This window comes from Gilliamella sp. BG7, assembly GCF_046635565.1.
Classification (GTDB): Bacteria; Pseudomonadota; Gammaproteobacteria; order Enterobacterales; family Orbaceae; genus Gilliamella; species Gilliamella apicola_P.
On the sequence record NZ_JBIDFB010000012.1, the window covers coordinates 47,517 to 73,182 of the forward strand.

Genomic DNA, 25,666 nt, shown 5'->3' on the forward strand with positions numbered 1-25,666 from the left:
TCGTTTTTGATAAGTTAACACTAAACTTCTATCTTTAATTTATATATAATGTTGGCTCAATAACTTAGATTGTAGATATCAATTTCGGAGCCTTTCATGCAGCAGTTTCGTCCTATCCGTCGTGCTTTACTTAGTGTGTCCGACAAAACCGGTATTTTAGAATTTGCAAAAGCCTTATCAGAACGTAATGTGGAACTCCTTTCGACTGGGGGGACAGCAAAATTATTAATGGAAAACCAAATACCTGTTATTGAAGTATCAAATTACACTGGTTTTCCTGAAATGATGAACGGGCGAGTTAAAACTTTACATCCTAAAATTCATGGGGCAATTTTAGGGCGACGGGGTATTGATGATGATATTATGCAACAACACCAAATTGCACCGATTGATATGGTTGTTGTTAATCTTTACCCCTTCGCGCAGACTGTCGCTAAACCAGATTGTACGTTAGATGATGCGGTTGAAAACATTGACATTGGTGGCCCGACAATGGTTCGATCTGCTGCCAAAAATCATAAAGATGTTGCCATTGTAGTTGATTGTAGTGATTATGAAAATATCATCAATATGATGGATAGTAACCAAAACTCCCTTTCATTTAAATATCGTTTTAACCTTGCAATTAAAGCCTTTGAACACACGGCTAAATATGATGGTATGATTGCCAACTATTTTGGGCGATTAGTGCCACCTTACATGGGTGAAACCAATCAACCATCGGGCGAGTTTCCTCGAACTTTAAATCTACAATTCATTAAAAAACAGAATATGCGTTACGGTGAAAACGCGCATCAGCAAGCGGCTTTTTATGTTGAGCAAGATGTCAAAGAAGCCTCGATTGCAACAGCAAACCAATTGCAAGGTAAAGCCCTTTCTTATAACAATATTGCTGATACCGACGCTGCGCTTGAATGTGTAAAATCATTTGATGAGCCAGCGTGTGTGATTGTAAAACATGCTAATCCTTGTGGCGTAGCGGTTAGTGATAATATTTTACATGCTTATGAAAAAGCCTTTAAAACTGATCCAACTTCAGCTTTTGGTGGCATTATAGCCTTTAATCGACAGCTTGATGTAGATACCGCAAAAGCCATTGTTGATAAACAATTTGTAGAAGTAATTATTGCCCCATCAGTTAGCCAAGAAGCTTTAGCCATTACTCAAGCTAAAAAAAATGTGCGTGTACTTGAATGTGGTGAGTGGTCAACACCAGCATCAGTAAGTTTAGATTTTAAACGTGTCAATGGCGGTTTATTAGTCCAAGATCGCGATCTAGGCATGATATCGCCAAATGAATTAACAGTAGTAACCAAACGTAAACCAACTGCTCAAGAGCTTTCAGATGCGCTATTTTGTTGGAAAGTGGCAAAATTTGTTAAGTCAAATGCCATTGTCTATGCAAAAGATAATATGACAATTGGTATTGGAGCAGGGCAGATGAGTCGTGTTTACTCTGCTAAGATAGCCGGAATTAAAGCTAAAGATGAAAATTTAAACGTTGCAGGATCAGTTGTTGCTTCAGATGCGTTTTTCCCATTTAGAGATGGCGTCGATGCCGCTGCAGCCGCAGGTGTGACTTGTGTGATTCAACCCGGTGGCTCCATTCGAGATGATGAAGTGATCCAAGCCGCAAATGAGCACAATATCTCGATGATCTTTACTAAAATGCGTCATTTTAGGCATTAATTATGTGATCACTTTGTTAGCTTTTTAAAAATTAGTTATCTATATATATCTTTATATTATGAAAGGCATCTTAAAAGGATCTTTTATGAAAGTATTAGTAATTGGTAATGGTGGGCGTGAACATGCACTTGCTTGGAAAGCAGCACAATCTCCATTGGTTTCTAAAGTTTTTGTTGCCCCCGGCAATGCTGGTACTGCACTGGAACCAAGTTTAGAAAATATTAATATCAAAGTCACCGATGTGAGTGGACTGCTTAATTTTGCCCAGCAACAGCAAGTGGATTTGACCATTGTTGGTCCTGAAGCACCACTGGTTATTGGCATTGTTGATAGCTTCCAAAAAGCAGGATTGAAAATCTTCGGTCCAACAAAATCGGCCGCTCAACTTGAAGGCTCAAAAGCTTTTACTAAAGATTTTTTAGCACGTCATAAAATTCCAACAGCTGAATATCAAAACTTTACTGAAGTGGAACCAGCAATTGCTTATATCCGTGAAAAGGGCGCACCGATCGTGATTAAAGCCGATGGACTTGCGGCTGGTAAAGGCGTTATTGTTGCCATGACACTAAAAGAGGCCGAAGACGCCGTTCGTGATATGTTAGCTGGAAATGCCTTTGGTGATGCAGGTCACCGAGTAGTGATTGAAGAGTTTCTCGAGGGTGAAGAATCTAGCTTTATTGTCATGGTGGATGGTAAACATGTAGAGCCAATGGCAACTAGCCAAGATCATAAACGTGTTGGCGATGGCGATACAGGTTTAAACACGGGTGGCATGGGCGCGTATTCGCCAGCTCCTGTTGTAACTGATGCGGTTTTTGCAAAGGTAATGGATGAAATCATTTATCCAACGGTCAATGGTATGGCGCAAGAAGGCAACGTCTATGTCGGCTTTTTATATGCTGGCTTAATGATTGACAAAAACGGCAATCCCAAAGTTATTGAATTCAACTGCCGATTTGGCGATCCTGAAACACAGCCGATAATGATGCGAATGCAATCAGATTTGGTCAAACTTTGCTTAGCGGCGGTAGAAGGCAAATTAGATACGGTCAAATCAAAATGGGATCCAAGATCCGCATTAGGTGTAGTACTAGCTGCAGGCGGTTACCCGGGTGAATATCATACCCAAGATATAATTCTTGGACTACCGGCAGAATCAACCGAAGATTGCAAAATTTTCCATGCAGGTACTAGTTTAGAAAAAGGGCTAGTCTACACCAATGGGGGACGAGTATTATGTGTAACCGCACTTGGCAACACAGTACTTGAAGCTCAACAACGTGCTTATCAGCAAGCCAAAGACATCTATTGGCATGGTTGTTTTTATCGCCATGATATTGGCTACCGTGCAATTGAGCGGGAACAAAACAAATAGCGGTGATGGGTGTTTTTTTTTAAAAAAACACCCAATAAAAACTATAATAAAATCAATGCTTTTCCTGAATTATTTTTTATCAAAATAGTTTTTTTTTGTTAGTGCATAGAGTGGGTTGAGTGCGGTGGTTTCGGACGTTTGGGCTTTGGGTGAATAAAATAGCCACAGTGAACACGTTCGTGTTAGGGAATTAAAGCGAATTCCCTTTGCAATCCCGCGCTTTGGCTACAGAATGTGGCCTTTGGGCGCTACTCGTATCATCCTGATACTTGCCTCTACGAGGCCATCTTCGCTGTGCTCAGGTGTTTAAATTTGTTCCAAACAAATTTGTCTGACGCCGGAACAAGACAGATAACATAACCTTAAGTGGCTTTTATGAGTCACTTTTTTATAAAAAACACTACAAAAACCCCAAAAAATCGGTCAGGAAATGAATTGATTTTATTAAAGTTTTTTGCCAGTTTTTTCCAAAAAAATAAACTACATTGACATCGATGTTAATATAACTGGCAGCATATTTATAATTATAAAAAGTCCAAAAGCGCCATTAAATTATAAAAACCATAACCCCTGACAAAATAAGCAACAGGCGGTGATAAAATTGCAATATAGGATGTAGCTACGGTGATTATTATTGATAAAATAAGAAAATCACATACGTCTTCATAATATTGATTTAATGAGAAAAATATCATTAATACAGAAACAATTAACAAAACAAAAATTAAAATAATATGTTCATGTATTAATTCAAAGCAACTATTTGCTGAGTAATCAAACAAACTTGCTCCTAACAACCCTGGTAGTATAATTAAACTCCAATGCACTATTTTTAATGCTGATGTTAGGGATTTTTCCATTTTTTTATTTCCTTATTTTTAACTGTTATTATTTTACTATAACTCAGATACTGAAATATTATTTTAAAATTAAGCTAATAATCCATTGATTTTTGCTTATAAAATAGAATGTTGATGTTAACTTATACCACTCTATGTTATGCTAGCGCTAATATTAGTCACAGGATATTCCTTTTATGATAAAAGATCCATTTTTTGACCGCGAAGCCGAGAAGTATGATTCCCCAATTGCCAGTCGAGAGCTTATTTTAGATTACCTTAAACAAGAAGCAAAGCCTGCCAGTTTAGAAAAAATTGCTCAAGCTGTTGATATTAAAAATGAAGAGCAAAAAGTGGCATTGCATCGTCGTTTGCGCGCAATGGAGCGTGATGGACAAGTAGTTTTTACACGCCGTAAATGTTATGCCTTGCCTGAAAAATTTGATATGGTTAAAGGCAGTGTGATTGCGCATCGTGATGGATTTGGTTTTTTACGCGTTGAAGGAAGTACTGAAGATTATTTCATATCACCAGAGCAAATGAAAAAAGTTTTACAAGGCGATATAATCTTAGCTCAGCCAATGGGAACTAAAAAATATCGCGGAAAAATGGAAGCTCGTGTTGTGCGAATTTTAGAGCCACGCAATAATCAAATTGTTGGGCGGTATTTTATTGAGCAAGGTGTTGGTTTTGTTGTCCCTGATGATAGCCGTTTAAACTTTGATATTTTAATTGCGGGTAAACCTAGCCGCACGGTTCGTATGGGAACGGTGGTGGTGGTTGAGTTACAACAACGCCCTGAACGCCGTCAAAAAGCTGTTGGCATTATAAAAGAAGTGCTCGGTGAAATAATGGGGACTAATTTGGCGATTGATATTGCTCTGCGGAATCACGAAATTCCTTATGAATTGCCAAAGGCTGTTGAAAAAGAGGTAAGCAAATTCACCGAACAAGTTCCAGAAAGCGCTAAAAAAGGGCGAAGAGATTTGCGACAATTACCTTTGGTAACAATTGATGGTGAAGATGCCCGTGATTTTGATGATGCGGTTTATTGCCAAAAAAATCGTGGTGGTGGCTATCGGTTATGGGTGGCTATTGCAGATGTGAGTTATTATGTTAGACCAGGTAAGGCGTTAGATAAAGAAGCTTGTTTACGAGGTACATCGGTTTACTTTCCTTCACGAGTTGTACCAATGCTTCCAGAAGCATTATCTAATGGGCTTTGTTCGTTAAATCCGCAAGTTGATCGCTTATGTTTAGTTTGCGAAATGACCGTCTCTAATAGAGGGCGTTTAACGGGGTTTGAGTTTTATGAAGCGGTAATGAACTCGCATGCTCGGTTAACGTATACTAAAGTGGCTAAGATTTTAGATGGTGATGAAGAACTTCGTGAATATTATCATGAATTAGTCCCTCATCTTGAAAATCTTTATGGACTTTATAACGTGCTTGATAAAGCACGGGTTATTCGTGGTGCGATAGGATTTGAATCAGAAGAGCCGAAATTTGTTTTTAATGCCGATAAACGTATTGAAAGTATTGAACTGGCACAGCGAAATGTGGCACATAAAATTATTGAAGAGTGTATGATTTTAGCCAATGTTTCAGCGGCAAAATTAGTGATTGGTGCCCAAGTGCCATCATTATTCCGCGTACATGACAGACCCGATGAAGATCGAATGAGTAACTTGCGCAGTGTATTAAGTGAACTTGGTTTATCACTTGGTGGTGGTGCAAGTCCTAAACCTAAAGATATTGCCGAATTAATGAAAGTGGTTGAAACACGCCCTGATCATGATATGTTGCAAACCGTGATTTTACGCTCTATGAAACAAGCTATTTATGACCCAGAAAATCGAGGACATTTTGGTTTGGCACTTGAGGAGTATGCACATTTTACTTCGCCAATTCGCCGTTACCCTGATTTGCTTTTGCATCGTGCTATCAAATGGATTTTAGCTGATGAAAAACATAAAACCAGTAAAACAGGGGGGTATCGTTATGATACAAATGAAATGCTTTACTTTGGTGAACACTGTTCAATGACCGAACGGCGAGCTGATGAGGCCGTACGTGATGTCGTGGATTGGCTTAAGTGTGATTACATGCAAGATCATGTAGGTGAAGTATTTAACGGCTCTATTTCAAGCGTGGTTAATTTTGGTTTCTTTGTGAGGTTGGACGATCTATTTATCGATGGTTTAGTGCATGTGTCATCGCTTGAAAATGATTACTATTTTTTTGATGCCTCGCACAATCGCCTAGTTGGTGAAAATACACGTTTTACTTATCGTTTAGGCGATAAAGTGCAAGTGAAAGTCGATAATGTTAATCCAGAAGAACGTAAAATTGATTTTTCATTGGTTGGCAGTAATAATAAGCCAAAACGTCAGGGTAAAACGGCAAAAGATAAGTCCAAACAAGTAAAAAACGATCAAATTGCCGATTTACCAATAAAACGAAAAGGCAAAAAATCAACCAGTAAAAAAAGTAGTGCGAGACCAAGTACTAAATCAAGTACACAAAAAAAGGTAAAATCAAGCGCTAAATCAAACATGAAAGCAAGTGCTAAAGTCGAAGTGAAAACCAAAAGTAAAAAACGTAGTAAATCTAAATCAACGAATAAAACTAAATAGTTAATAAAATAAAAGAGTAACAAATAAATGAGTGAAACAGTTTATGGCCTACACGCCATTGAAGCATTATTAGCACGTTCGCCAGAAAGAATTATTGAAGTATTTATTATTAAAGGGCGTGAAGATAAACGCCTTCTTGCTGTTGTGCGTCAATTAGAGCAACTTGGTTTGCCAGTTAAAGTTGCTAATCGCCAATGGTTAGATGAAAAATCTAAAAATGGTGTACATCAAGGTATTTTAGCCATGGTTACGCCGAATCGAGGTTATCAAGAAAATGATATACCTTTGCTCATGGAACAACAGCCAAATCCAGTTATTTTAATTTTAGATGGTGTAACTGATCCGCATAATTTAGGTGCCTGTATAAGAACTGCTGATGCTGCTGGTGTCGATTTTATTATTGTACCAAAGGATCGTTCTGCACCGCTCAATTCAACGGCACAAAAAGTTGCTTGTGGCGCAGCTGAAAGCGTGCCCGTAGTTAGGGTGACCAATTTAGCCCGTACAATGCGAATGCTGCAAGATGAGTACCAAGTTTGGATTGTGGGCACCGCTGGAGAAGCGGATAGAGCGCTTTATCAAACAAACTTTTATAAAACATCAACACAGACCGCACTTGCATTGGTAATGGGTGCTGAAGGTGAAGGTATGCGTCGTTTAACCAAAGAACACTGTGATGAATTGGTGAGCATTCCAATGGCAGGTATTGTGTCATCACTAAATGTATCAGTTGCAACTGGTGTTTGTTTATTTGAAATTGTTCGGCAAAAATCAGCTATCAGAACCTAATTTAGATGGTTATAACCGTATTGGCTACCTAACTATTTAAGTTTCATACGAAATCAATAGATTAGTTGAACTTCAATACGGTTAATTAAAACAATCGTAAAAATATATTAGCAAACATCTTTTTTATTAGCATGAATTTTTCATTTGTCTTTAAAAAATTAAGTAAACAAGTGAGTATAATTTTGTCAAAAAGTTTCAGGTAACCCTACGTTTCAGTAAAAAATATTGTTTTTTTTATTATATAAATAGACTTTATTCAATTTTTGCCATTTTTATTGGCAAAAATACCAACTATGTAAGCAAATTTATCTCACTTATACTTAATTTATGAAGTATAAGTGAGTAAGTTTATGCGAACAAGAACCATTGAAGTATTTAAAAAATTTATTTCAATCGACTATCCAGTTACTGTCGAAATGTTGTCAGAAGAATTTCAGATTAGTGTGCGAACTATTCGTAATGAAATTCAGGAAATTAATCAGTTTTTAACACAAAAACAGTTACCTTTAATTTCAACAGTACGTAACAAAGGTTTTGTCATAAATGCGTCTCAAGATCAAAAGTTATTAATCTATAAAGCATTATTGGGTGTACCTGTTTCTTCTGTTTTAAGTAAAGATGAACGTCAGTTTGATTTGTTATTGTCCATTGCTTTTTCTGCTTCTCCTACTATTTTAAGCCATAAAGAAAATGTTTATTTTGTATCGAAAAGTGTTTTAGATGATGATATTCGTAAAATCAAGGCTCGATTAAAGAAATATGACATTGAGTTAATTAGCCAACCGAAGCAAGGTATGCAGTTCATTGGTGTAGAGCGTTCTATTCGTTTAATGATGTATGAAGCTATTAATCAGTATGCGGGTAATTTAGAACTAAATAAACCTTTACATGAATTAAGTTTAATACAACAGCAATTGTTTAATTATATTCCTCAATCACTTTTTCATAAATTATTGCAATTAGCTCATCAAACTATTAATCGAATTCATGATGAAATTTATGTTCAACAACTTGTGATTTTTACTGCTATTTGGGTTGTTAGAAACCAACAACATCATCATCTCACCATGATAAGAACTGATTTTAATAATAATGATTTGGGCGAAATAGCTAAGTTTATTCATTTAACTTGTCAACAGATTGCTTTGCAGGTTAGCAGGCAAGAGCAACAATACATCATTTATATGTTAGAAGCGTTCAATACCAAGGATATTAATAATTATGTCGAATGGTTAAATGCCCAGTTATTAGCTATAAAACTAGTTAATTATGTGGAAGATAAAACACAAATTCCATTTTCGACCAAACAAGAGCAATTATACGAGAATCTATGCAAACACTTAGCTGGGCTTATCGCTAGAGTAAATAACAATATCCACATTATCAATCCATTGCTCGATAGCGTTAAACAAAACTACAGCGAAATTCACGCCGTTATTACCACTTTTATGCACGATTTTGAAACAACGCTGAGTCATAAAATTTCAGATGATGAGATCGCATTTTTAACTATCCATTTTTCGACTTTTGCTAGCGCAATTAATCAAGATCGTAGTTACTATTTTAAAGCTGTAGTGTTATGTGATCATGGTATTGCGACTTCTAATTTACTTGCTCAGACGCTCAAGGAATTTTTCAGTATCGATATCTTGGCAATTTTGGATCGTAATGATTTGGTTTTGTTGGATCAACTTGATTTTGATTTAATATTTTCTACATTTCCATTACAGCACTCAGGTCATCCTGTATTGGTATTAGAGCCTATTTTGAAAGAAAAAAATCATCCTATTATTACGGATTTTTTATATAAACATCGAGCTAACCAACGCATTGTAAATCATTTAACTGATGCAACCGATCTGTTTTATTCACTTGTCGATTTAATTAAAAAAAGTGGCGGTATTGTGTCTGCTCCTATCTATAACCAACTAGAAAAGTGTTTAGCGTTCAATAATCTTAAGATCAATAAAAGGAAAATTCAGCCTATGTTGAAAGATATTCTTACTGATGATGACATCATATTGCAGCAAGATAGTTCAGATTGGCGACAAGCGATCAAAATTGCTGCTGAGCCGTTATTAAAAAAACAATTTATTTTACCTTCCTATATTGAAGCCATGATTAGCTCCGTTGAACAATATGGTCCATATATAGTAATAGGCAAGAATTTAGCTTTGGCTCACGCTCGACCTGAAGACGGCGTAAATCAATTAGGGGTTAGTGTGGTAACCATGCGTCATGCTGTTGATTTTGGTAATTGTGAAATGGGTCCGGTAAAAATTATATTTTGTTTGGCAGCTATCGATTCGTTTTCTCATCTCAATATTATGCGCAGTTTGATTGAGTTGATTAATGATGAAAAAAAACTTGAACGCTTAACAATGTGCCATTCGATACAGCAATTTAAGACAATTTTATTTAATGATCCCGAGTCGGATTGACCATTAAACCTGTAGGAGGATAGAACATGAGTAATTTAACCATTTTATTTGTTTGTGGCGCAGGGTTAGGTAGTAGTTTTGCAGCACAAATGGCGACCGAAGATGTACTAAAAGCCAAAGGTATTGAGGCTAAGTTAGATCATACCGATATTTCATCTGCCGCGGCAATGAACGCCGATATTATCATTACGGCTGAAAATTTCCGGCCTCAGTTTGCTAAATTCAATATTAGCGAACAAACCTCAATTGTCTATCTCAAAAATATTGTATCGAAAGCTGAAATTGATGAAAAGTTAAGCCCAGTATTGCAACAAAAAGGACTGCTTTAAATTCACAAATAGGAGAATACCATGGATGTGATTAACTTTATTATCGATAATATTTTAACTCAAGCTTCGATAACGATCAGCTTAATTGCTATGTTTGGGTTGATTTTGCAACGTAAATCAGTAGGACAAATTATTTCAGGAAGCCTTAAAACATTATTGGGCTTTCAAGTGCTTAATGCAGGGTCAAGTATCATTGTGGGCAGTTTGACTTATTTTGGTCATATTTTTACTGCTGGTTTTAATATGCAAGGGATTCTTCCATCTATTGAAGCAATCAATGGGCAAGCAATGAATCAATTAGGATTAGGCCGTGATATTGCCCTTACTTTTTTGATGATTTTTATTTTTAATATTTTAATTGCTCGTTTTACGCGTTGGAAATATATCTTTTTAACTGGTCAGGCAATTCTTTGGATGGCAACCATGACCACCGTATTTGGCAGTTTTGCAGGACTTTCAGGGATTATGTTAATTGTTGTTGGCGGTCTTATTGGTGCACTTTTTGCGGTATTTATGCCCGCTATTGCACAACCGATTATTCGTAAAGTAACGGGCTCTAATGATATAGCACTTGGGCATTTTTGTACAATTGGTTATTTGTTTGAAGCAGGGGTTGCCTATGTGGTCGGCGAACGAGGTGAAAACAAACATTCAATTGAAGATATGAAATTGCCTAAATCATTTGAATTTTTGCAAGATACTTATTTATCGGTCATGGTGGTAATGATACCACTTTATATTATTACCGTTCTTTTTGCTGGTGAAGAGTATGCTTCAACATTGTCTGGTGACCAAAATTATGTGATGTATGCCTTTACGCAAGCGATTATTTTTGTAGTAGGCATCTATGTGTTATTAGCTGGCGTTAGGTTATTGCTCGGCGAAATTGTGCCCGCATTTAGAGGCATTGCGATGAAGGTTGTTCCTAATGCCATACCAGCGCTTGATTGCCCTGTGTTCTTCCCTTATAGCCCTAATGCGGTAATTTTAGGGTTTATTACCACGTCAATTGGTACGGTGATTGCGATGTTAACCTTGCCAGTTTTTGGATTAGCCATGATTTTACCTGGTATGCTAACTAACTTTTTTGCAGGTGGTACTGCAGGCATATTTGGCAATGCAGTAGGAGGTCGTCGTGGAGCACTTATTGGTGGCATTGCGCATGGATTCTTTATTACTTTGTTACCGGCGTTGCTTGTGACTATTTTTAAACAAATGGGCTTTATTAATGCAACAGCAACCGATGTTGATACGGTGACTGTAGCGTTACTTTATGCATGGATTTTAAGTCCAGTATTAAAGCACTTTTAATTTAGGAGCGTAATATGTTCAACTTTTTTAAAAAAAAGCAGCCTAAAGTACTATCAACCCAAAAGTCAGAAGTAAAAAACAGTCTGTCATCAGAGCAAATCGAACAAAATATTAACCAGCTATTACAACAAATTGACCAAACTGATGATGCGGTAATTTTAGCCGCATTATGTGAAAAAGCTGGACTGCTATATTGTCAATTAGATCGTACCGATTTTGCAATTGAATATTTAGAAAAGAGTTTACAACATAAAAAATCAATTGGAGAGGGTTATAAAGCATTGATGAATTTGTACAACCATAAACGTGCCGATGCCGCACAAAATGGTTCAATAGACGATATTGATTTTTGGATGAATAAAATGGACTCAATGCGCAATATCGCCAAACAAGTTACAGTTCAACGAGATTAAAGGAAATTATTATGTATACCACACTAAAAGATGTCACATTATTAGCTCAAAAACTCAATTTTACCGTGGGCGCGTTCAACACGCATAATTTAGAAATGTTGCCCGATATGCTACGAGCAGCGAAAGAAGTTGGTGCACCAATTATTATACAAACTAGTGTCGATACTGCACGTTATATTGGTTTTAAAGTACTAGTTAATGCGGTAAAAGCCATCGCTGATGAAGAAATTGTTGATGCTGTGTTACATTTAGATCATGCTAAAAGTTTTGATGATATTAAAGAAGCGATCGATAGTGGCTTTACCTCGGTGATGTTTGATGGTTCATCCTTACCATTTAAAGAAAATATTTTAAAAACGCGTGCGGTAGTTGAGTATGCATATGCGCGCGGTGTGTCGGTCGAAGGCGAGTTGGGTACAATAGGTGGAACTGAAGAGGGTATTGATGTTGATCCTAATGATCGAATCTATACAAAACCAAATGATGCTTTAGAGTTTGTCAAAGCAACAGGTATTGATGCCTTGGCTGTTGCCATTGGTACTAATCATGGGCAGTTTAAATCAAAAACAGAGGTGAATATTCCACTTTTAAAAGAAATTAATGCCATTGTTGATATTCCTCTTGTGATTCATGGTGGTACTGGCGTCAAAGAAGAAGATTACCCTGAGTTGATTAATAATGGTATTCGTAAATTTAATGTAGGCACTGAATTATTAGTAAATTGGACCCAAGTTGCCAAAGATAAGTTTGCTGATACCGAAGTGAATAAATCGTTACGGCACAATGTTATTCCGGTTAATCAAGCTGTTAAGGAAATTGTCAAACATAAAATGAGTTTGTTTCTTAACGTTAATAGTCGTATTAACTAAGGTATGTAAGCATGCAGAAATATTTAATTTTACTGGCAGGCTGTCCATGTACGGGAAAAACCTATCTAGTTAATCAATTGCAACAGCAATTTAAAGATAGCTTTGTTATAACTCCCGATAAAGCTAAAATTTTATATGCTGAGTCAATCGGTTTTAACTGTAAGGCTGAAAAAGAAGCGTTAGAACACAAAGTTTGGCAGTTTTATTATGGTGTTTTACAACTGTATATGGATGCAGGTAAAAGAGTGATTATTTCTGAATACCCATTTAGTGATAAACAAAAAAAGCAACTGAGTGAATTTGCTGAGCAATATCACTATCAAGTGATAACCATTCGCTTAATTGCTGATTTTGATGTGATATGGCAACGTCGTTATCAGCGTGATCGTTCACCTGAGCGCCATTTATGCCATATTATGCAACATTATCATTATGGCGATAGGTTAGAAAATCGAAATCTTGCTGATGATTTAATTACTAAGGAGCAATTTTATCAAGTCTGCCAAATGAGAAAGTATGATCAATTTGTTTTAGGTAAATTGATCGAAGTTGATGTAACGGACTTTACTAAAGTGGATTACTCAGAATTATTAAATGAGTTGAAGCAAATGGTTAAGTTATAAATAGTGCTATTATCAAAATGAAAATGCCGACTAAATTTGCCGGCATTGTTATTTTAAGTACTAGCTTTTTATTAGGTCAATATCAATGCCTAATCCTTTGGCAATTCCAGTTCCATAGTCAGGATGCACTTTATAGAAGTGTTTGAGCTGTCTGATTTGAATGTCTCGATTCACGTTTTTCATTGAGCCAACGATATTATCAATAAGCAGTTGTTTTTGATCAGGCTGCATTAAATTAAATAATGCGCGAGGTTGTGAGTAATAGTCGTCATCAACACGATGATCATGCCTGTCCATTGTGCCAGCCGGTACATGCATTGGTGGTTCGGCATATTGTGGTTGTTGTTTTGGTGCGCTATTGACGCTATTAGGCTCATAATTAGGCGCATTATCTGGGCTATAAAAGCGCATTGCGCCATCACGTTGATAATTATGAACAGGGCATTTTGGGGCATTGATTGGTAGTTGTTGATAATTGGTTCCTATACGATAACGATGTGCATCGGCATAAGCAAAGATTCGACCTTGAAGCATTTTATCTGGTGATAAACCTGTTCCAGGAATTACATTACTTGGTTCAAATGCTGCTTGTTCAACTTCAGCAAAATAATTTTCTGGATTACGATTCAGTTCCATTACGCCGACTTCAATTAGTGGATATTGTTTTTGTGACCAAACTTTAGTGACATCAAATGGGTTTTCAGGATGGTTGTTAGCTTGTTCTTCTGTCATTACTTGTATGTAAAGTCGCCATTTTGGATAATCTCCTCTCTCAATGGCTTTGAACAAATCTTCTTGTGCTGAATCTGGATTAGTTCCATCCATTTCTGCTGCTTTTTTAGGATGAATGTTTTTTATTCCTTGCTCAGTTCTGAAATGCCATTTAACCCAAGTGCGAACGCCATCTTTATTGATTAAGCTATAAGTATGGCTACCATAGCCGTGCATATGGCGGTAACCATCAGGGATTCCGCGATCAGAAAATAAAATAGTGACTTGATGAAGTGATTCTGGTGATAAAGACCAAAAATCCCACATCATTTGTGGATCTTTTAAGTTGGTTTTGGGATCACGTTTTTGAGTGTGAATAAAGTCAGGAAACTTTAATGCATCACGTATAAAAAATACAGGTGTATTATTGCCTACTATATCCCAGTTGCCTTCGTCAGTGTAAAATTTTACCGAAAATCCACGCGGGTCGCGGGCGGTGTCTGATGAGCCACGTTCTCCACCAACTGTTGAAAACCTTGCAAAAAGAGGGGTTTGTTTACCTATCTTAGCAAATATACTGGCGTGAGTATATTGAGTGATATCATTTGTTACCGTAAAGGTACCGTGTGCGCCAGAGCCTTTGGCGTGTACACGTCTTTCAGGAATATTTTCACGGTTAAAATGGGCTAGTTTTTCAATGAGTTGATAATCATCAAGCAATACTGGACCTCGGGTACCAGCAGTTCGAGAGTTTTGATTATCGGCTATTGGAGCACCGTTATTGGTGGTTAGAACTTTTTTTTCTGACATTGCAACACTCCTTTCTAGTATATTAAAAGCGCTTTTTTAAATTAAAATAATCAATTAATTTTTGAATTTAAAATTACTAAAACATATATATGGGACGGTAGTGCATAGTAAAAAGCTGGATATTGGGGGTTTTCAATACGTTAAAATATATTTAAACTCACAACATCTAATTTATATCTATAAATTTGTGTATTTCTAAATTTAAGGTTCTCAATGGAATAATACACTAAATCATTTATTTTTTGATAATTATGAAAATTTTGACAATTTTCTAAATTGTTATCAATAAATTCAAGCGTAAATAATTTCGGGCAATCGAATATCCCAAGGTTTGTTCTCAATATGTTGGACTTTTTGGCAAGCAAAAGCAAGCCCAATTGGTAAAATTTGTTGGTTTTGATAATTTGCTAGTAATCGGTCATAAAATCCTCCACCCATGCCCATACGATAACCTCGTTGATCAAAAGCAACTAGCGGTGTAAAAACAATGTCGAGTTGATGGTAAAGAAGTACATTTAATACATTTAACTTTGGTTCTAATATACCAAATTTATTTTTTATAAGTTGAGTTTGGCTAGTATATTTTAAGAAGAGTAAATGTTTAGATGAAAAAGGGTGAATAATAGGTAAATAGACAGATTTATTTTGTTGCCATAAATAGTTAATTATAGGTTGGGTTTCGACTTCGCCATCAAATGATAAAAATATGGCAATATTTTTTGCTTTGTTAATCGCTTGGTGACAGGCAATTTTTTGATATATAGCGCGTTGTGCAATGTCTCGTTCACTGGAAGATAATTGTTGCCGTTTTTGACGAATGATTTGCCTTATATTCATCAGTTTTCACTGTTGTTTAAAAGTAAAAAAGACGCTCCAAGATGTCGTTAGGGTTGTAACCCTTGAACCCAAGGTTCAAGGTGAACATTGTGTTTTAATTTTTAGGTTTCCTTACAAGTAAGGCATACACACCAATTAAAAGTCACTCCGTTCTAAAGTTTAGAATATCGGCTCAGGGGACTAACCCATATGGCGATCATCTCAGAGTCGTATGCTATAATACAAAATTTGACAGATCATACAATACCATTTGTATTAAATTTACAATTTAAATAGCTAATTGCTAGGATTGAGAGCAGAATCAAGCAATTGTTGTAACATTTTTAGTCGATCGCCAAATTCATTACTTTTTTCCTTTTCTTTTGTTAGTTCATAAGAAATATTTAGAGCCGCGGTCATGATAAGTTGATCACTGCCAATTTGTGGAGACTTTTCTCGTAAATTTGTTAAGCGTGCATCTAAATCTTTTGCGGCACTATTAAGTGCGTCAACTTCATCAACAGGACAATTAAATTTTAATGTTCGTCCAAAAATCTGAATAGTGACAGCTTGAGTTTCCATATTTAACCTATTGATTCATAAAATTATTAATTTTATCGATAATGTGCTTTTTATCTAATCCCATCTCTTGTCTTATTTCGTTTTGAGAGCCTTGAGAAATAAACTTGTCAGGAAGTCCAATGTTTAAAATATCACATTTTATTTTCTTCGATAATAAATATTCACAGACAGCGCTACCAGCTCCGCCTTTGATACTGTTTTCTTCGATGGTGACAAGTATATTATGAGTTTGGCTAATGTGCAAAAGGACTTTTTTATCTAATGGTTTTACAAAGCGCATATCGATAACTGTAGCATTGATTTGTTCCGCAGCTTGTAAAGCTTCAGTAAGTAAAGATCCAAAATTTAATAAAGCAATATTTTCACCTTGTCGGTATAATTTAGATTGTCCTAGTGGAATTGTGGTTAATGGTGTTAATAGTGCCCCAGTTCCTTCACCACGAGGGTAACGCACCGCCGCAGGACCATTATGTAAATAGCCAGTGTAAAGCATTTGTCGGCATTCATTTTCGTTACTCGGTGTCATAATGACCATATTGGGTATGCAGCGTAGATAACTTAAGTCAAATGCACCTTGGTGAGTTTCACCGTCGGCGCCGACAATTCCTGCACGATCGATAGCAAACAATACGGGTAATTTTTGAATAGCAATATCATGAATCACTTGATCATAAGCGCGTTGCAAAAAAGTTGAGTAGATAGCTACAACAGGTTTTAATTCACTAATTGCAAACCCAGCAGCGAGGGTTACCGCATGTTGTTCGGCTATTGCAACATCAAAAAATTGGTCAGGATAATTATTTGCAAATTTTGTCATACCTGAACCTTCTCCCATTGCTGGGGTTATTGCCATTAAACGTTTATCATTTTGCGCTATTTCGCATAACCAATCGCCAAATATTTGTGAATATGTTGGGGCAACTTTTGGGGCGATAGGTAATATGCCATCATCTGGATTAAATTTTGGTACTCCATGCCATAAAGTTGGATCTTTTTCAGCTGGTGCATAGCCTTTGCCTTTTTGTGTTATTACATGAAGCAGTTGTGGACCTTTTAATTGACGAACTTTTTGTAAAGTTGTGACCAACCCATCAATATCATGGCCATCAACAGGACCTATATAATTGAAACCAAGTTCTTCAAATAAGATAGCCGGTGTGACTAATCCTTTTAAGTGTTCTTCAGTTTTTTTAACAAATTCTTTTAATGATGGAATATTAGCTAATATACGTTTGCTATTTTCCCTAAAAGATGTATAGGCTTTACTTGATAAGATTTGAGTTAGATGTTGGTTAAGTGCACCGGTATTTGCAGAAATTGACATGTCATTATCGTTGACAATCACTAGCATATCAGGTTTGATATGTCCTGCATGATTCATAGCTTCAAATGCCATACCAGCAGTTAATGCTCCATCGCCAATAATGGCAGCTACTTTCTTACCTGATTGTTTCTTTTGTTCGCTAATTGCAATGCCAAGTGCTGCACTAATTGAAGTTGAAGAATGACCTGTAGTTAGTACATCATATTCACTCTCATTACGATGAGGAAATGGATGAAGTCCCCCTTTTTGACGAATAGTGAGCATTTGGTCTCGTCGACCAGTCAAAATTTTGTGAGGGTAAGCTTGATGACCAACATCCCAAATAATTTTATCAAAAGGTGTGTGATAAACATAATGTAAGGCCGTAGTTAATTCAACCACACCTAGTCCCGATGCTAAATGACCACTTGATTGACTTACGCATTCGAGTAAGTATTGCCTCAGCTCGTGACAAATAGACGATAACTGTGACTGAGGAAAACATCTTAGATCCTCAGGCGAGTTTATTTGTTTTAACAAAGGGTAATTATCTAAATTCATTATGTAATGTTTTACTTTAGCTAGTTATTAACTATTGCGATTAATAATATAACAGGCAAGTTCCTGTAATGGCTGATTATTATAGGGTATCTGTTTTAGACTATCGATAGCTTGCTGATAGAGTTGCTGGGTTAGTTTTACTGCATTATCTAGCCCAATTAATACAGGATATGTACTTTTTTTATGAGTAAGGTCTGAACCTTGGGGTTTCCCCATAATAGATTGCTCGCCAATTATATCTAAAATATCGTCTTGAATTTGAAATGCTAGCCCAATTGCCTCAGCATAGCGATCGAGCATTAGCTGATAAGGTTTAGCTATTTCACCGCATGCAAAGGCACCCAAACGGATTGCAGTCTTGATCAATGCCCCTGTTTTATAAAAATGTATTTTTTGCAAATGTTCAAGACTAATTGATTGATGTGTGGCCTGTAAATCAAGCGATTGCCCAAGGCACATGCCATTAACACCACTGGCATGGGCAAGTTCAGTTATCATATTAATTTTAGTTTCATCATCGATTAATTTACTTTTTGCTAGCATTGAAAAGGCTAAACTTTGTAAGGCGTCACCGGCAAGTATTGCTTGAGCTTCACCAAATTGGATATGGCAGGTTGGTTTGCCCCGGCGTAAGTCATCATTATCCATTGCAGGTAAGTCATCATGAATTAATGAATAAGTATGAATTGACTCAATAGCGGCAGCGGCTTCATCTAATTTAGAAAGAGGGCAATCAAACATTTGTCCGGTTAAATAGACTAGAATAGGTCGAATTCGTTTTCCACCAGCCAGCAAACTGTAACTCATTGCTTGTTGAAGTTGAGATGGTTCAATTTGTGAAATATAGGTGGTTAAAAACGAATCAATTCGTTCTTGTAATGGCTTTAAACTATTCATTATCATCATTTGAAAATTCTGACAGTTCGGCGTCACTATTTTCAGATAATAAAATCTGAATGCGTTGCTCAGCTTGCTGTAACTGTTTTTGTCCTGTTTTTGCTAATTTAATCCCTTTTTCAAACTCATTTAGCGCTTCATCTAATGGTAGATCGCCGTTTTCTAATTGAGTTACAATGGTTTCGAGCTGTTTAAGTGTCTCTTCGAAACTTACTTCTTTGTTTTGCTTTTTTGCCATATTTAATTCCCCTTTGCGTGCGATGAGTATACACTTATTTCCAATAATCGTGAATCTGGGTTTTGTTTATTTACTCTCATCTTCGTTATTCAATTCATTCATTGATAATAAGGTAATATCTGGATTAATCGGTTTTTTAACTTCGATACCCATTTCACGAAATCGTTCAATTTGTCCAATTACATTGCCACGACCTTTACATAACTTGTTCATGGAATTTTGATAGGTTTGTTGAGCTTTGTCTAAACAACTGCCCAAATTTTCCATATCTTCAACAAAGCCACGCATTTTGTCATATAATTTGCTTGCTCTATCGGCAATAAGTTCAGCATTACGATTTTGATATTCAAATCGCCATAAATTATGGATAGTTCGTAATGCAACTAATAAAGTAGTGGGGCTTACTATCATAATATTACTTTTCAGAGCATCGTTAATTAATGTTGGGTCATTATCTATTGCACTTAAAAATGCTGGCTCGACAGGAATAAACATCAAAATATAATCTAATGAATTAATGCCAATAAGTTTATGATAATCTTTCTGACTAAGTTGTTTTAAATGGTTACGCACAGCCGTTAAATGTTCGGCCATTGCTTTTGCTTTAACGTTTTCGTCATCACTATTAAAATGGCGTTCGTAGGCAACCAAGGTCACTTTTGAATCAATAACTACATCACCCCCTTGCGGTAAGTGAACAATGACATCAGGTTGTAATCGTTGATTGTTCTCGTTGGTTAGATTAACTTGTGTTTCGTACTCATAACCTGAACGTAATCCTGAATTGTCCAGAATTTGACTTAGAATAAATTCCCCCCAATTCCCTTGGGTTTTGTTATTACCTTTTAACGCATTAGTTAGATTGGTTGCTTCTTTACTCATTTGTTCATTAAGTAGTTGCAAGTTACGGATTTCATGCGTCAGTGTGTGGCGTTCTTTTGCCTCTTGTCCAAAACTGTCTTGTACTTGTTTTTTAAAACCTTCTAGTTGCTCTTTTAGTGGTGAAAGTAAAAAATCAAGGCTTTGCTTATTTTGTTGTTCAATCTTTTTGCCACTCTGTTCGAAGATACGATTGGCTAGGTTTTCAAACTGAGTCGTAAGCCGTTGTTCGCTTTGTTCTAGTATGGTTTGTCGTTCATGTGTTGCACTTAACGTTTCTTCTAAACGCGTTTTGAGTTCGCTAATTTTAATATTCTGCGCTAGATTTTGTTGTCGATACTGCTCTAATTCATGCTCAAGTTGTTTTACTTGAATTATTAAAGTTTGGTTTTCTTCCTTTTTTTGAATTAGTTGTAGATCGAATAGTTGCTGTAAATTATTAATTGTTAATTGAGATTTTATAGCAAACACAAATAACATTAAGGCAACAATCCCAATAATAGTGGCAATCCATTCGGTTAATCCTAAAGCATTGAACATAATTAAGCCCTTTCAAAAGTAAATGACATCACATCATTCAAGCTATTACAGTTTAGAGCAAGCATAATTAAACGGTCTAATCCGACAGCAACTCCAGCACAGTCTGGTAGCCCAGCTTCCATAGCGGCCAGTAATTCAATGTCAATATTCTGAGCTGGTAGGTTTTGATTAGTACGATCTAAATTATTTTGTTCAAAACGCATTCGTTGTTCTTGTGCATTAGTCAACTCTTTAAAGCCATTAGCAAGTTCAACACCTTTGTAATAGAATTCAAATCGGCTAGCTACACGATGATCTTCTGGGCTAATAGCGGCTAATGCAGCTTGTGATGCTGGAAAGTTAAATACAGCAATAGGTTTGTCTTGACCAATATGTGGTTCAACGCCGAAAGTGAATAAGCATTGTAACAATCCATCTTTATCATAATTATCTGTATTAAGTCCGATATCAAGCTGATTTGCTGCATTAGCTAAGGTTGCGTGATCGGCTTCCAAAGGGTCAATATTAAGATGCCGTTGAAATGCTTTTTGATAAGAAATACGTTCAGCTGGTTCACAATCTAATATAGTTTGTAATAGATCATCGACTTCATTAATCATTTGCATCATATCAAATTGGATGCGATACCATTCTAACATGGTAAACTCAGGGTTATGATAACGGCTGACTTCTTCATGATTACGAAAACATTTACACATTTGATAAATTGGACCACTACCAGCGGCTAGTAAACGTTTCATATGATATTCAGGGCTGGTAATTAATGACATGTTTCGTCCTTGTTGATCGTTGATTTCACCAGGCTTTAAAAACTTAGTGTGAAAAGAGCTTAAATGCACGTCTGTTACAGCATATTGGCTTAAGGTTGGTGTTTCGACCTCTAAAATACAGCGATCAGCAAAAAATTGACGAATTTGAGAAACAATTTTTGCGCGCTTAAGTAAAGTATTTATAGGTGCAGAAGGTTGCCAAGTCATAAAAATATCCATGGATTTTGATTAGTTACTAAAAAGAAGCGAAATAGGGAAAAAGCCCTATTTCTTATTGCTGGCGTTCATTTTGCCATATTGAGAACAAATTGTCGTATTTTTCTTGTTGCTGCCAAATATGACGATGTAATGCGGAAAGAATAATTGGGTCTTCTAAAATAGCTAATTGCTTTTCTTTACTCATTTTCTCTAAGTCTATATGTTGATACTGTTCAATAAGCTCATTGCGTTTTTGTTGGTTCTTATTATTAAATCTATGTCTTGAAGTCGACAAAGCGCAGGTTAATGCATTATAAATAGGATCGACCAATGCCATAATAAAACCATGTCCAACAAATGAAGCTTCGGTTTTAATTAAATATTCGCCGGTAAGAGTAACTGCTCTTGCAGGGCGTGTTTCTTCAGGGGTTAAAAAAAGTCCTAATTTTTTTGCCTTCATACCGATACTTGCAAGTCCAGATACTCTAATTACTAAAGGCGAAATAGTTAAAGGTACCAATATGGCTATATACCAATAAGTAAATTGTGGATTTAACCAGATAATTACTCCTAACCAGATAATACCTAATAATGACAGTGGCCAACAAAAATAAAATGACTCCCCCCATGTTAGAGCGTCGTCACTTCGGGATGGTGACTTCCATTGAATTTTACTGCCCATCCATGCTTTAAGTACAAATTTACTATGAAAGATCATGCGTATTGGCGCTAAAATCATTGACCAAATCATTTCAATCAGTATTGATAAAGTTAATTTAAATATACCACCTACATCTTTTGCCCCAGTTCTGGCTATAATAATACCGTAGCTGAAGAATTTAGGTGCAAACAGTAAAACCATTGTGGTTGATAATAACTCAATGGCCAATTGTTCATCCCACCTTGGCCAAGTGGGATAAAATTGGTTAGGTTGAAAAAAATATTGAGGCTCAGAAATATTAAATACTAATAATAATAGCGTTGAAAATATTAAAAATATTAACCATAATAAAGATGAAATATAAGCCATGCCACTAGTTGCAAACATTAAACGATGGGTCAATTTAATCCCACTTTTGAAGATTAATCTTAAATTAATTAAGTTGCCCATACACCAGCGATTATCACGTTTTAAATCTTCAATCATATTACCGGGTAGCTCTTCATAACTTCCGTTCATATTATAAGCAATCCAAACGCCATAACCAGCACGACGCATAAGCGTCGCCTCAACTAAATCATGCGATAATATATGAATTGGCCCTTTACGTTTTTGCAGTGGCGATAATATGCAATGCTCAATAAAAGGTTTTAAGCGAATCATTGCATTATGTCCCCAATATTGCGCTTCGCTTAATTGCCAAAAGTGTGTACCAGAACAAAATATATCACTATAAATCTGGTTGGCAAATTGTTGAATACGACCATAAAGCGTGGTCATTCTTACTGATTTTGGTGGTGATTGTAAAATACCGGCTTTAGGGGTCATTTCCATCATGGCGATCATTTTTAAAATGCAATCACCTGTCATGATACTATCGGCATCAAGGATCATCATGTATTCATATTGATGTCCCCAACGACGGCAAAAATCATCAATATTGCCGCTTTTACGTTTTACACGGCGTTTTCGGTGACGATAAAAAAGGTTGCAACCATTGTTTTGTTTTGCTGCATTAAATTCAGCCCAAGCTTTAAGTTCGTTAACATACAGATCGGGATCGTTAGTATCACTTAAGATATAAAAATCACAACAAGCTGCGTGACCTGTTTCAACTAAGGACTGATAAGTTGCTTTTAACCCAGCAAATACCCGAGCAACATCTTCATTACAAATTGGCATAACAAGAGCGGTTCGATGGTTTGTATTGATATGCGACGCTGGTTCATTGGGTATAGGGATTGTGTAACGGTCTTTACCCATGATCGTTAAAATTAACCCCATAATGCTGGTCCAAAATCCAATAGAAATCCAACAAAATAAAATAGCAAACAAGACAATAATCGCTCCTTGTATGATATAAGGTATTATGCTGTAGATGGCTAATTCAGGATTGATATCCCAATTAGTCATAAAATTGATTTTTTGCCAACTTTGGTATGGTAATAAAGAAGATAGATAAGTGGTTCCATAGTATGTTTGTACTACAATGAGCGCAAACATAATAAAGCGTCGAATTATAGCTAGAATATTAAAGTTATGTTTTGACTTGGCAATATAGCGCTGGTTCCAGATTTGAGGTTGAATTGAAACGCGTTCAACTTCAGGATAACTTGGTTGTTGTTTTCGGTCATCAATAAAAGAACTAGTATCGCCAATCTGATTTAAGCGATATTTTAAGAACTCAACATCATCAGGTGGTGTTGTATTATTTTCATATTTTTGACGCCAAGCTTCAGCATCAGGTAGATTTGTAAAGTAATCTTTTTTCATATTTTTATCTTATAATAATGACTATTACATTACTATTGTGCTGGGTATTGCCCGCTCCAAGTTTCAGAAATCACTTCATTGGTTGCTTGTGAAGCAAGTTGTACTCGAATATCCGTTGCCTTTTTACTATCTTGGACGTTGAATCTAACAATTACACGCCATCCTTTAATTATTGGATTGTATTGTGACTCACTACTTACGATAGAACCGTTGGTAATACTTGAAATTACTTTGACAGGTTCGTTTTCTGATAATGTAGGACCGGCAAAGTCAATCACGTATGCATTAGATCCATCAAGTTTACGAATTAAATTAGCTTGTTTTATATCGCCTAATGACAATCGGGTACTAATAGCTCTTGCAATATTATTAGGATAACGCTGTAGTTCATGTAATGAATAATGTAATCGATATTTGATATCAAGTACATCGCCAGCTTTATATTGTTTTTCTGGTACCCAAAAAGTAACAATATTATCGTTAGTTTCATCAGCTGTTGGGATTTCAACTAATTCGACTCGTCCTTTTTGCCAATCACCTAAAATTTCAGTCCAAACGCTTGGGCGTTTTTCATAATGATCATCGAGATCTTGATAATCATCAAAACCTTTAGCACGCTGAATTAAACCAAAAGCTTTTGGGTTTTCTAGACTATACGATGAAAACGATAGACGTTTAGGATTATTTAATGGACGCCAGATCCATTCGTTATTATTAGCTAAAATTGACAGACCATTAGAGTCATGCATTGCTGGTCGGTAATTTAATAATGGTGATGGCTGATTAGGTCCAAATAAAAACATACTGGTTAATGGAGCAATGCCTAGTTTTTTCACCGAATCGCGGAAAAAGACTTTAGCTTGTACAGTAACAGTTGTATCAATACTTGGAACTAATGTAATTTTATAAGCACCAGTTACGCTTGGTGAGTCGAGTAAAGCATAGATAACTAAGTGTTTCTGATTTGATTTTGGTCTTTCAATCCAATATTCTTTAAAACGTGGAAACTCCTCACCAGACATTTCTCCAGTGTTAATGGCAAGCCCTCTTGCTGACAGGCCATAGCGCTGATCTTTACCCACCGCACGAAAATAACTGCCACCAAGAGCTGAAAATATTTCATCGTCAGTTTTTGTTGGGTTATTAATTGGATAATGGACTTTAAAACCAGCAAAACCCAAATTCTTAGTGTCTAGTTTATCAAGATTGATCTGGCTCAAATCAAAATAGCTGGGATCATATTGGATTGGATTAATTTGATTATCAACAATTTCATTGATTTTTATTGGAATATCAAAGTACATTCCTTCGTGATAAAACTCAAGTTTGAAACGACTTTTTCGATCACTCCAGTAGGCCTTTTGATGATTAAATAAAATTTTTTGATAATCAGCAAATTGCAAAGAAGCTAATTCATTAGGAATATTTTTAGATGGTTGAACATAAGCCTTTTTAGATAGTTTTTCGGCTTTTACAACTACATCGTCAAACGAAAAAGCCCATGCAGAAATACTAATACAACTAGCTGAAGCTAAGCAGAGTAGCTTGCAAATTAATATTTTATTAAATTTACGAATTGAAAATAAATTGTACATAAAAGACTCGCGTTAGTA

The 25,666-nt window shown here is 36.1% G+C and carries 21 protein-coding genes and 1 other RNA gene; 10 read left to right on the plus strand and 12 right to left on the minus strand.

Features of this window, described 5'->3' with window-relative positions:
- Positions 1–96 precede the first annotated feature (96 nt).
- Both purH and purD read left to right on the plus strand, forming a co-directional pair.
- Positions 97–1,689 carry a bifunctional phosphoribosylaminoimidazolecarboxamide formyltransferase/IMP cyclohydrolase gene (gene purH, locus ACGH49_RS08730; RefSeq protein WP_411589034.1) on the plus strand — a complete coding sequence of 531 codons (1,593 nt, stop codon included), beginning with the start codon at positions 97–99 and terminating at the stop codon, positions 1,687–1,689.
- An 85-nt stretch (positions 1,690–1,774) separates the two neighbouring features.
- Positions 1,775–3,064, plus strand: a complete 1,290-nt coding sequence (gene purD / locus ACGH49_RS08735; protein WP_411589035.1) for a phosphoribosylamine--glycine ligase — start codon at positions 1,775–1,777, stop codon at positions 3,062–3,064.
- A gap of 524 nt (positions 3,065–3,588) precedes the next feature.
- On the opposite strand, the gene ACGH49_RS08740 is transcribed toward purD, so the two are convergent.
- Complete coding sequence (locus ACGH49_RS08740; protein ID WP_411589036.1) at positions 3,589–3,924, minus strand: hypothetical protein; 336 nt, start codon at positions 3,922–3,924, stop codon at positions 3,589–3,591.
- A gap of 176 nt (positions 3,925–4,100) precedes the next feature.
- On the opposite strand from ACGH49_RS08740, the gene rnr reads away from it, so the two are divergent.
- From rnr to ACGH49_RS08780, 8 genes are all read left to right on the plus strand, one after another.
- Positions 4,101–6,539: a ribonuclease R gene (gene rnr / locus ACGH49_RS08745; protein WP_411589037.1), complete on the plus strand. Its 2,439-nt coding sequence runs from the start codon at positions 4,101–4,103 to the stop codon at positions 6,537–6,539.
- A gap of 27 nt (positions 6,540–6,566) precedes the next feature.
- Positions 6,567–7,328: a 23S rRNA (guanosine(2251)-2'-O)-methyltransferase RlmB gene (gene rlmB, locus ACGH49_RS08750; RefSeq protein WP_065606670.1), complete on the plus strand. Its 762-nt coding sequence runs from the start codon at positions 6,567–6,569 to the stop codon at positions 7,326–7,328.
- 350 nt (positions 7,329–7,678) lie between these two features.
- A complete protein-coding gene (locus tag ACGH49_RS08755; RefSeq protein WP_411589038.1) occupies positions 7,679–9,769 on the plus strand; it encodes a BglG family transcription antiterminator in 2,091 nt (696 codons plus the stop codon).
- 26 nt (positions 9,770–9,795) lie between these two features.
- On the plus strand, positions 9,796–10,098 hold the full coding sequence (locus tag ACGH49_RS08760) for a PTS sugar transporter subunit IIB (protein WP_065637111.1): 303 nt from the start codon (positions 9,796–9,798) through the stop codon (positions 10,096–10,098).
- A gap of 21 nt (positions 10,099–10,119) precedes the next feature.
- Positions 10,120–11,409: a PTS sugar transporter subunit IIC gene (locus ACGH49_RS08765; RefSeq protein WP_411589039.1), complete on the plus strand. Its 1,290-nt coding sequence runs from the start codon at positions 10,120–10,122 to the stop codon at positions 11,407–11,409.
- 14 nt (positions 11,410–11,423) lie between these two features.
- Positions 11,424–11,822: a tetratricopeptide repeat protein gene (locus ACGH49_RS08770; RefSeq protein ID WP_411589040.1), complete on the plus strand. Its 399-nt coding sequence runs from the start codon at positions 11,424–11,426 to the stop codon at positions 11,820–11,822.
- Positions 11,823–11,833: 11 nt separating this feature from the next.
- Positions 11,834–12,691 (plus strand): class II fructose-bisphosphate aldolase, encoded by an 858-nt coding sequence (locus tag ACGH49_RS08775; RefSeq protein ID WP_411589041.1) that lies wholly within the window; start codon positions 11,834–11,836, stop codon positions 12,689–12,691.
- An 11-nt stretch (positions 12,692–12,702) separates the two neighbouring features.
- Positions 12,703–13,314, plus strand: a complete 612-nt coding sequence (locus ACGH49_RS08780; RefSeq protein WP_411589042.1) for an AAA family ATPase — start codon at positions 12,703–12,705, stop codon at positions 13,312–13,314.
- 60 nt (positions 13,315–13,374) lie between these two features.
- Here the strand turns inward: ACGH49_RS08780 and ACGH49_RS08785 are convergent, their stop codons facing one another.
- The 11 genes from ACGH49_RS08785 to ACGH49_RS08835 all read right to left on the minus strand — a co-directional run bounded on the left by ACGH49_RS08785 (position 13,375) and on the right by ACGH49_RS08835 (position 25,648).
- Positions 13,375–14,835 (minus strand): catalase, encoded by a 1,461-nt coding sequence (locus ACGH49_RS08785; protein WP_065606685.1) that lies wholly within the window; start codon positions 14,833–14,835, stop codon positions 13,375–13,377.
- A gap of 291 nt (positions 14,836–15,126) precedes the next feature.
- A complete protein-coding gene (locus ACGH49_RS08790) occupies positions 15,127–15,672 on the minus strand; it encodes a 5-formyltetrahydrofolate cyclo-ligase (RefSeq protein WP_411589043.1) in 546 nt (181 codons plus the stop codon).
- A gap of 30 nt (positions 15,673–15,702) precedes the next feature.
- Positions 15,703–15,883: non-coding RNA, 6S RNA (ssrS, locus tag ACGH49_RS08795), on the minus strand.
- A 65-nt stretch (positions 15,884–15,948) separates the two neighbouring features.
- Positions 15,949–16,233, minus strand: coding sequence for a cell division protein ZapA (gene zapA / locus ACGH49_RS08800; protein WP_065606689.1), 285 nt, complete (start codon positions 16,231–16,233; stop codon positions 15,949–15,951).
- Positions 16,234–16,240: 7 nt separating this feature from the next.
- A complete protein-coding gene (gene dxs, locus ACGH49_RS08805; RefSeq protein ID WP_065606691.1) occupies positions 16,241–18,097 on the minus strand; it encodes a 1-deoxy-D-xylulose-5-phosphate synthase in 1,857 nt (618 codons plus the stop codon).
- A 27-nt stretch (positions 18,098–18,124) separates the two neighbouring features.
- On the minus strand, positions 18,125–19,000 hold the full coding sequence (ispA, locus tag ACGH49_RS08810) for a (2E,6E)-farnesyl diphosphate synthase (RefSeq protein ID WP_411589059.1): 876 nt from the start codon (positions 18,998–19,000) through the stop codon (positions 18,125–18,127).
- A complete protein-coding gene (gene xseB, locus ACGH49_RS08815; RefSeq protein ID WP_411589044.1) occupies positions 18,987–19,232 on the minus strand; it encodes an exodeoxyribonuclease VII small subunit in 246 nt (81 codons plus the stop codon). The genes ispA and xseB overlap by 14 nt, the downstream gene beginning before the upstream one ends.
- Before the next feature lie 66 nt (positions 19,233–19,298).
- Positions 19,299–20,651 (minus strand): DNA recombination protein RmuC, encoded by a 1,353-nt coding sequence (gene rmuC / locus ACGH49_RS08820; RefSeq protein WP_411589045.1) that lies wholly within the window; start codon positions 20,649–20,651, stop codon positions 19,299–19,301.
- A 2-nt stretch (positions 20,652–20,653) separates the two neighbouring features.
- Positions 20,654–21,628, minus strand: coding sequence for an elongation factor P--(R)-beta-lysine ligase (gene epmA / locus ACGH49_RS08825; RefSeq protein WP_411589046.1), 975 nt, complete (start codon positions 21,626–21,628; stop codon positions 20,654–20,656).
- A 64-nt stretch (positions 21,629–21,692) separates the two neighbouring features.
- The gene (gene mdoH / locus ACGH49_RS08830) at positions 21,693–24,053 is read right to left on the minus strand and encodes a glucans biosynthesis glucosyltransferase MdoH (RefSeq protein ID WP_411589047.1); all 2,361 of its coding nucleotides are present in this window, start codon (positions 24,051–24,053) and stop codon (positions 21,693–21,695) included.
- Positions 24,054–24,085: 32 nt separating this feature from the next.
- Positions 24,086–25,648 (minus strand): glucan biosynthesis protein G, encoded by a 1,563-nt coding sequence (locus tag ACGH49_RS08835; RefSeq protein ID WP_411589048.1) that lies wholly within the window; start codon positions 25,646–25,648, stop codon positions 24,086–24,088.
- Positions 25,649–25,666 lie beyond the last annotated feature (18 nt).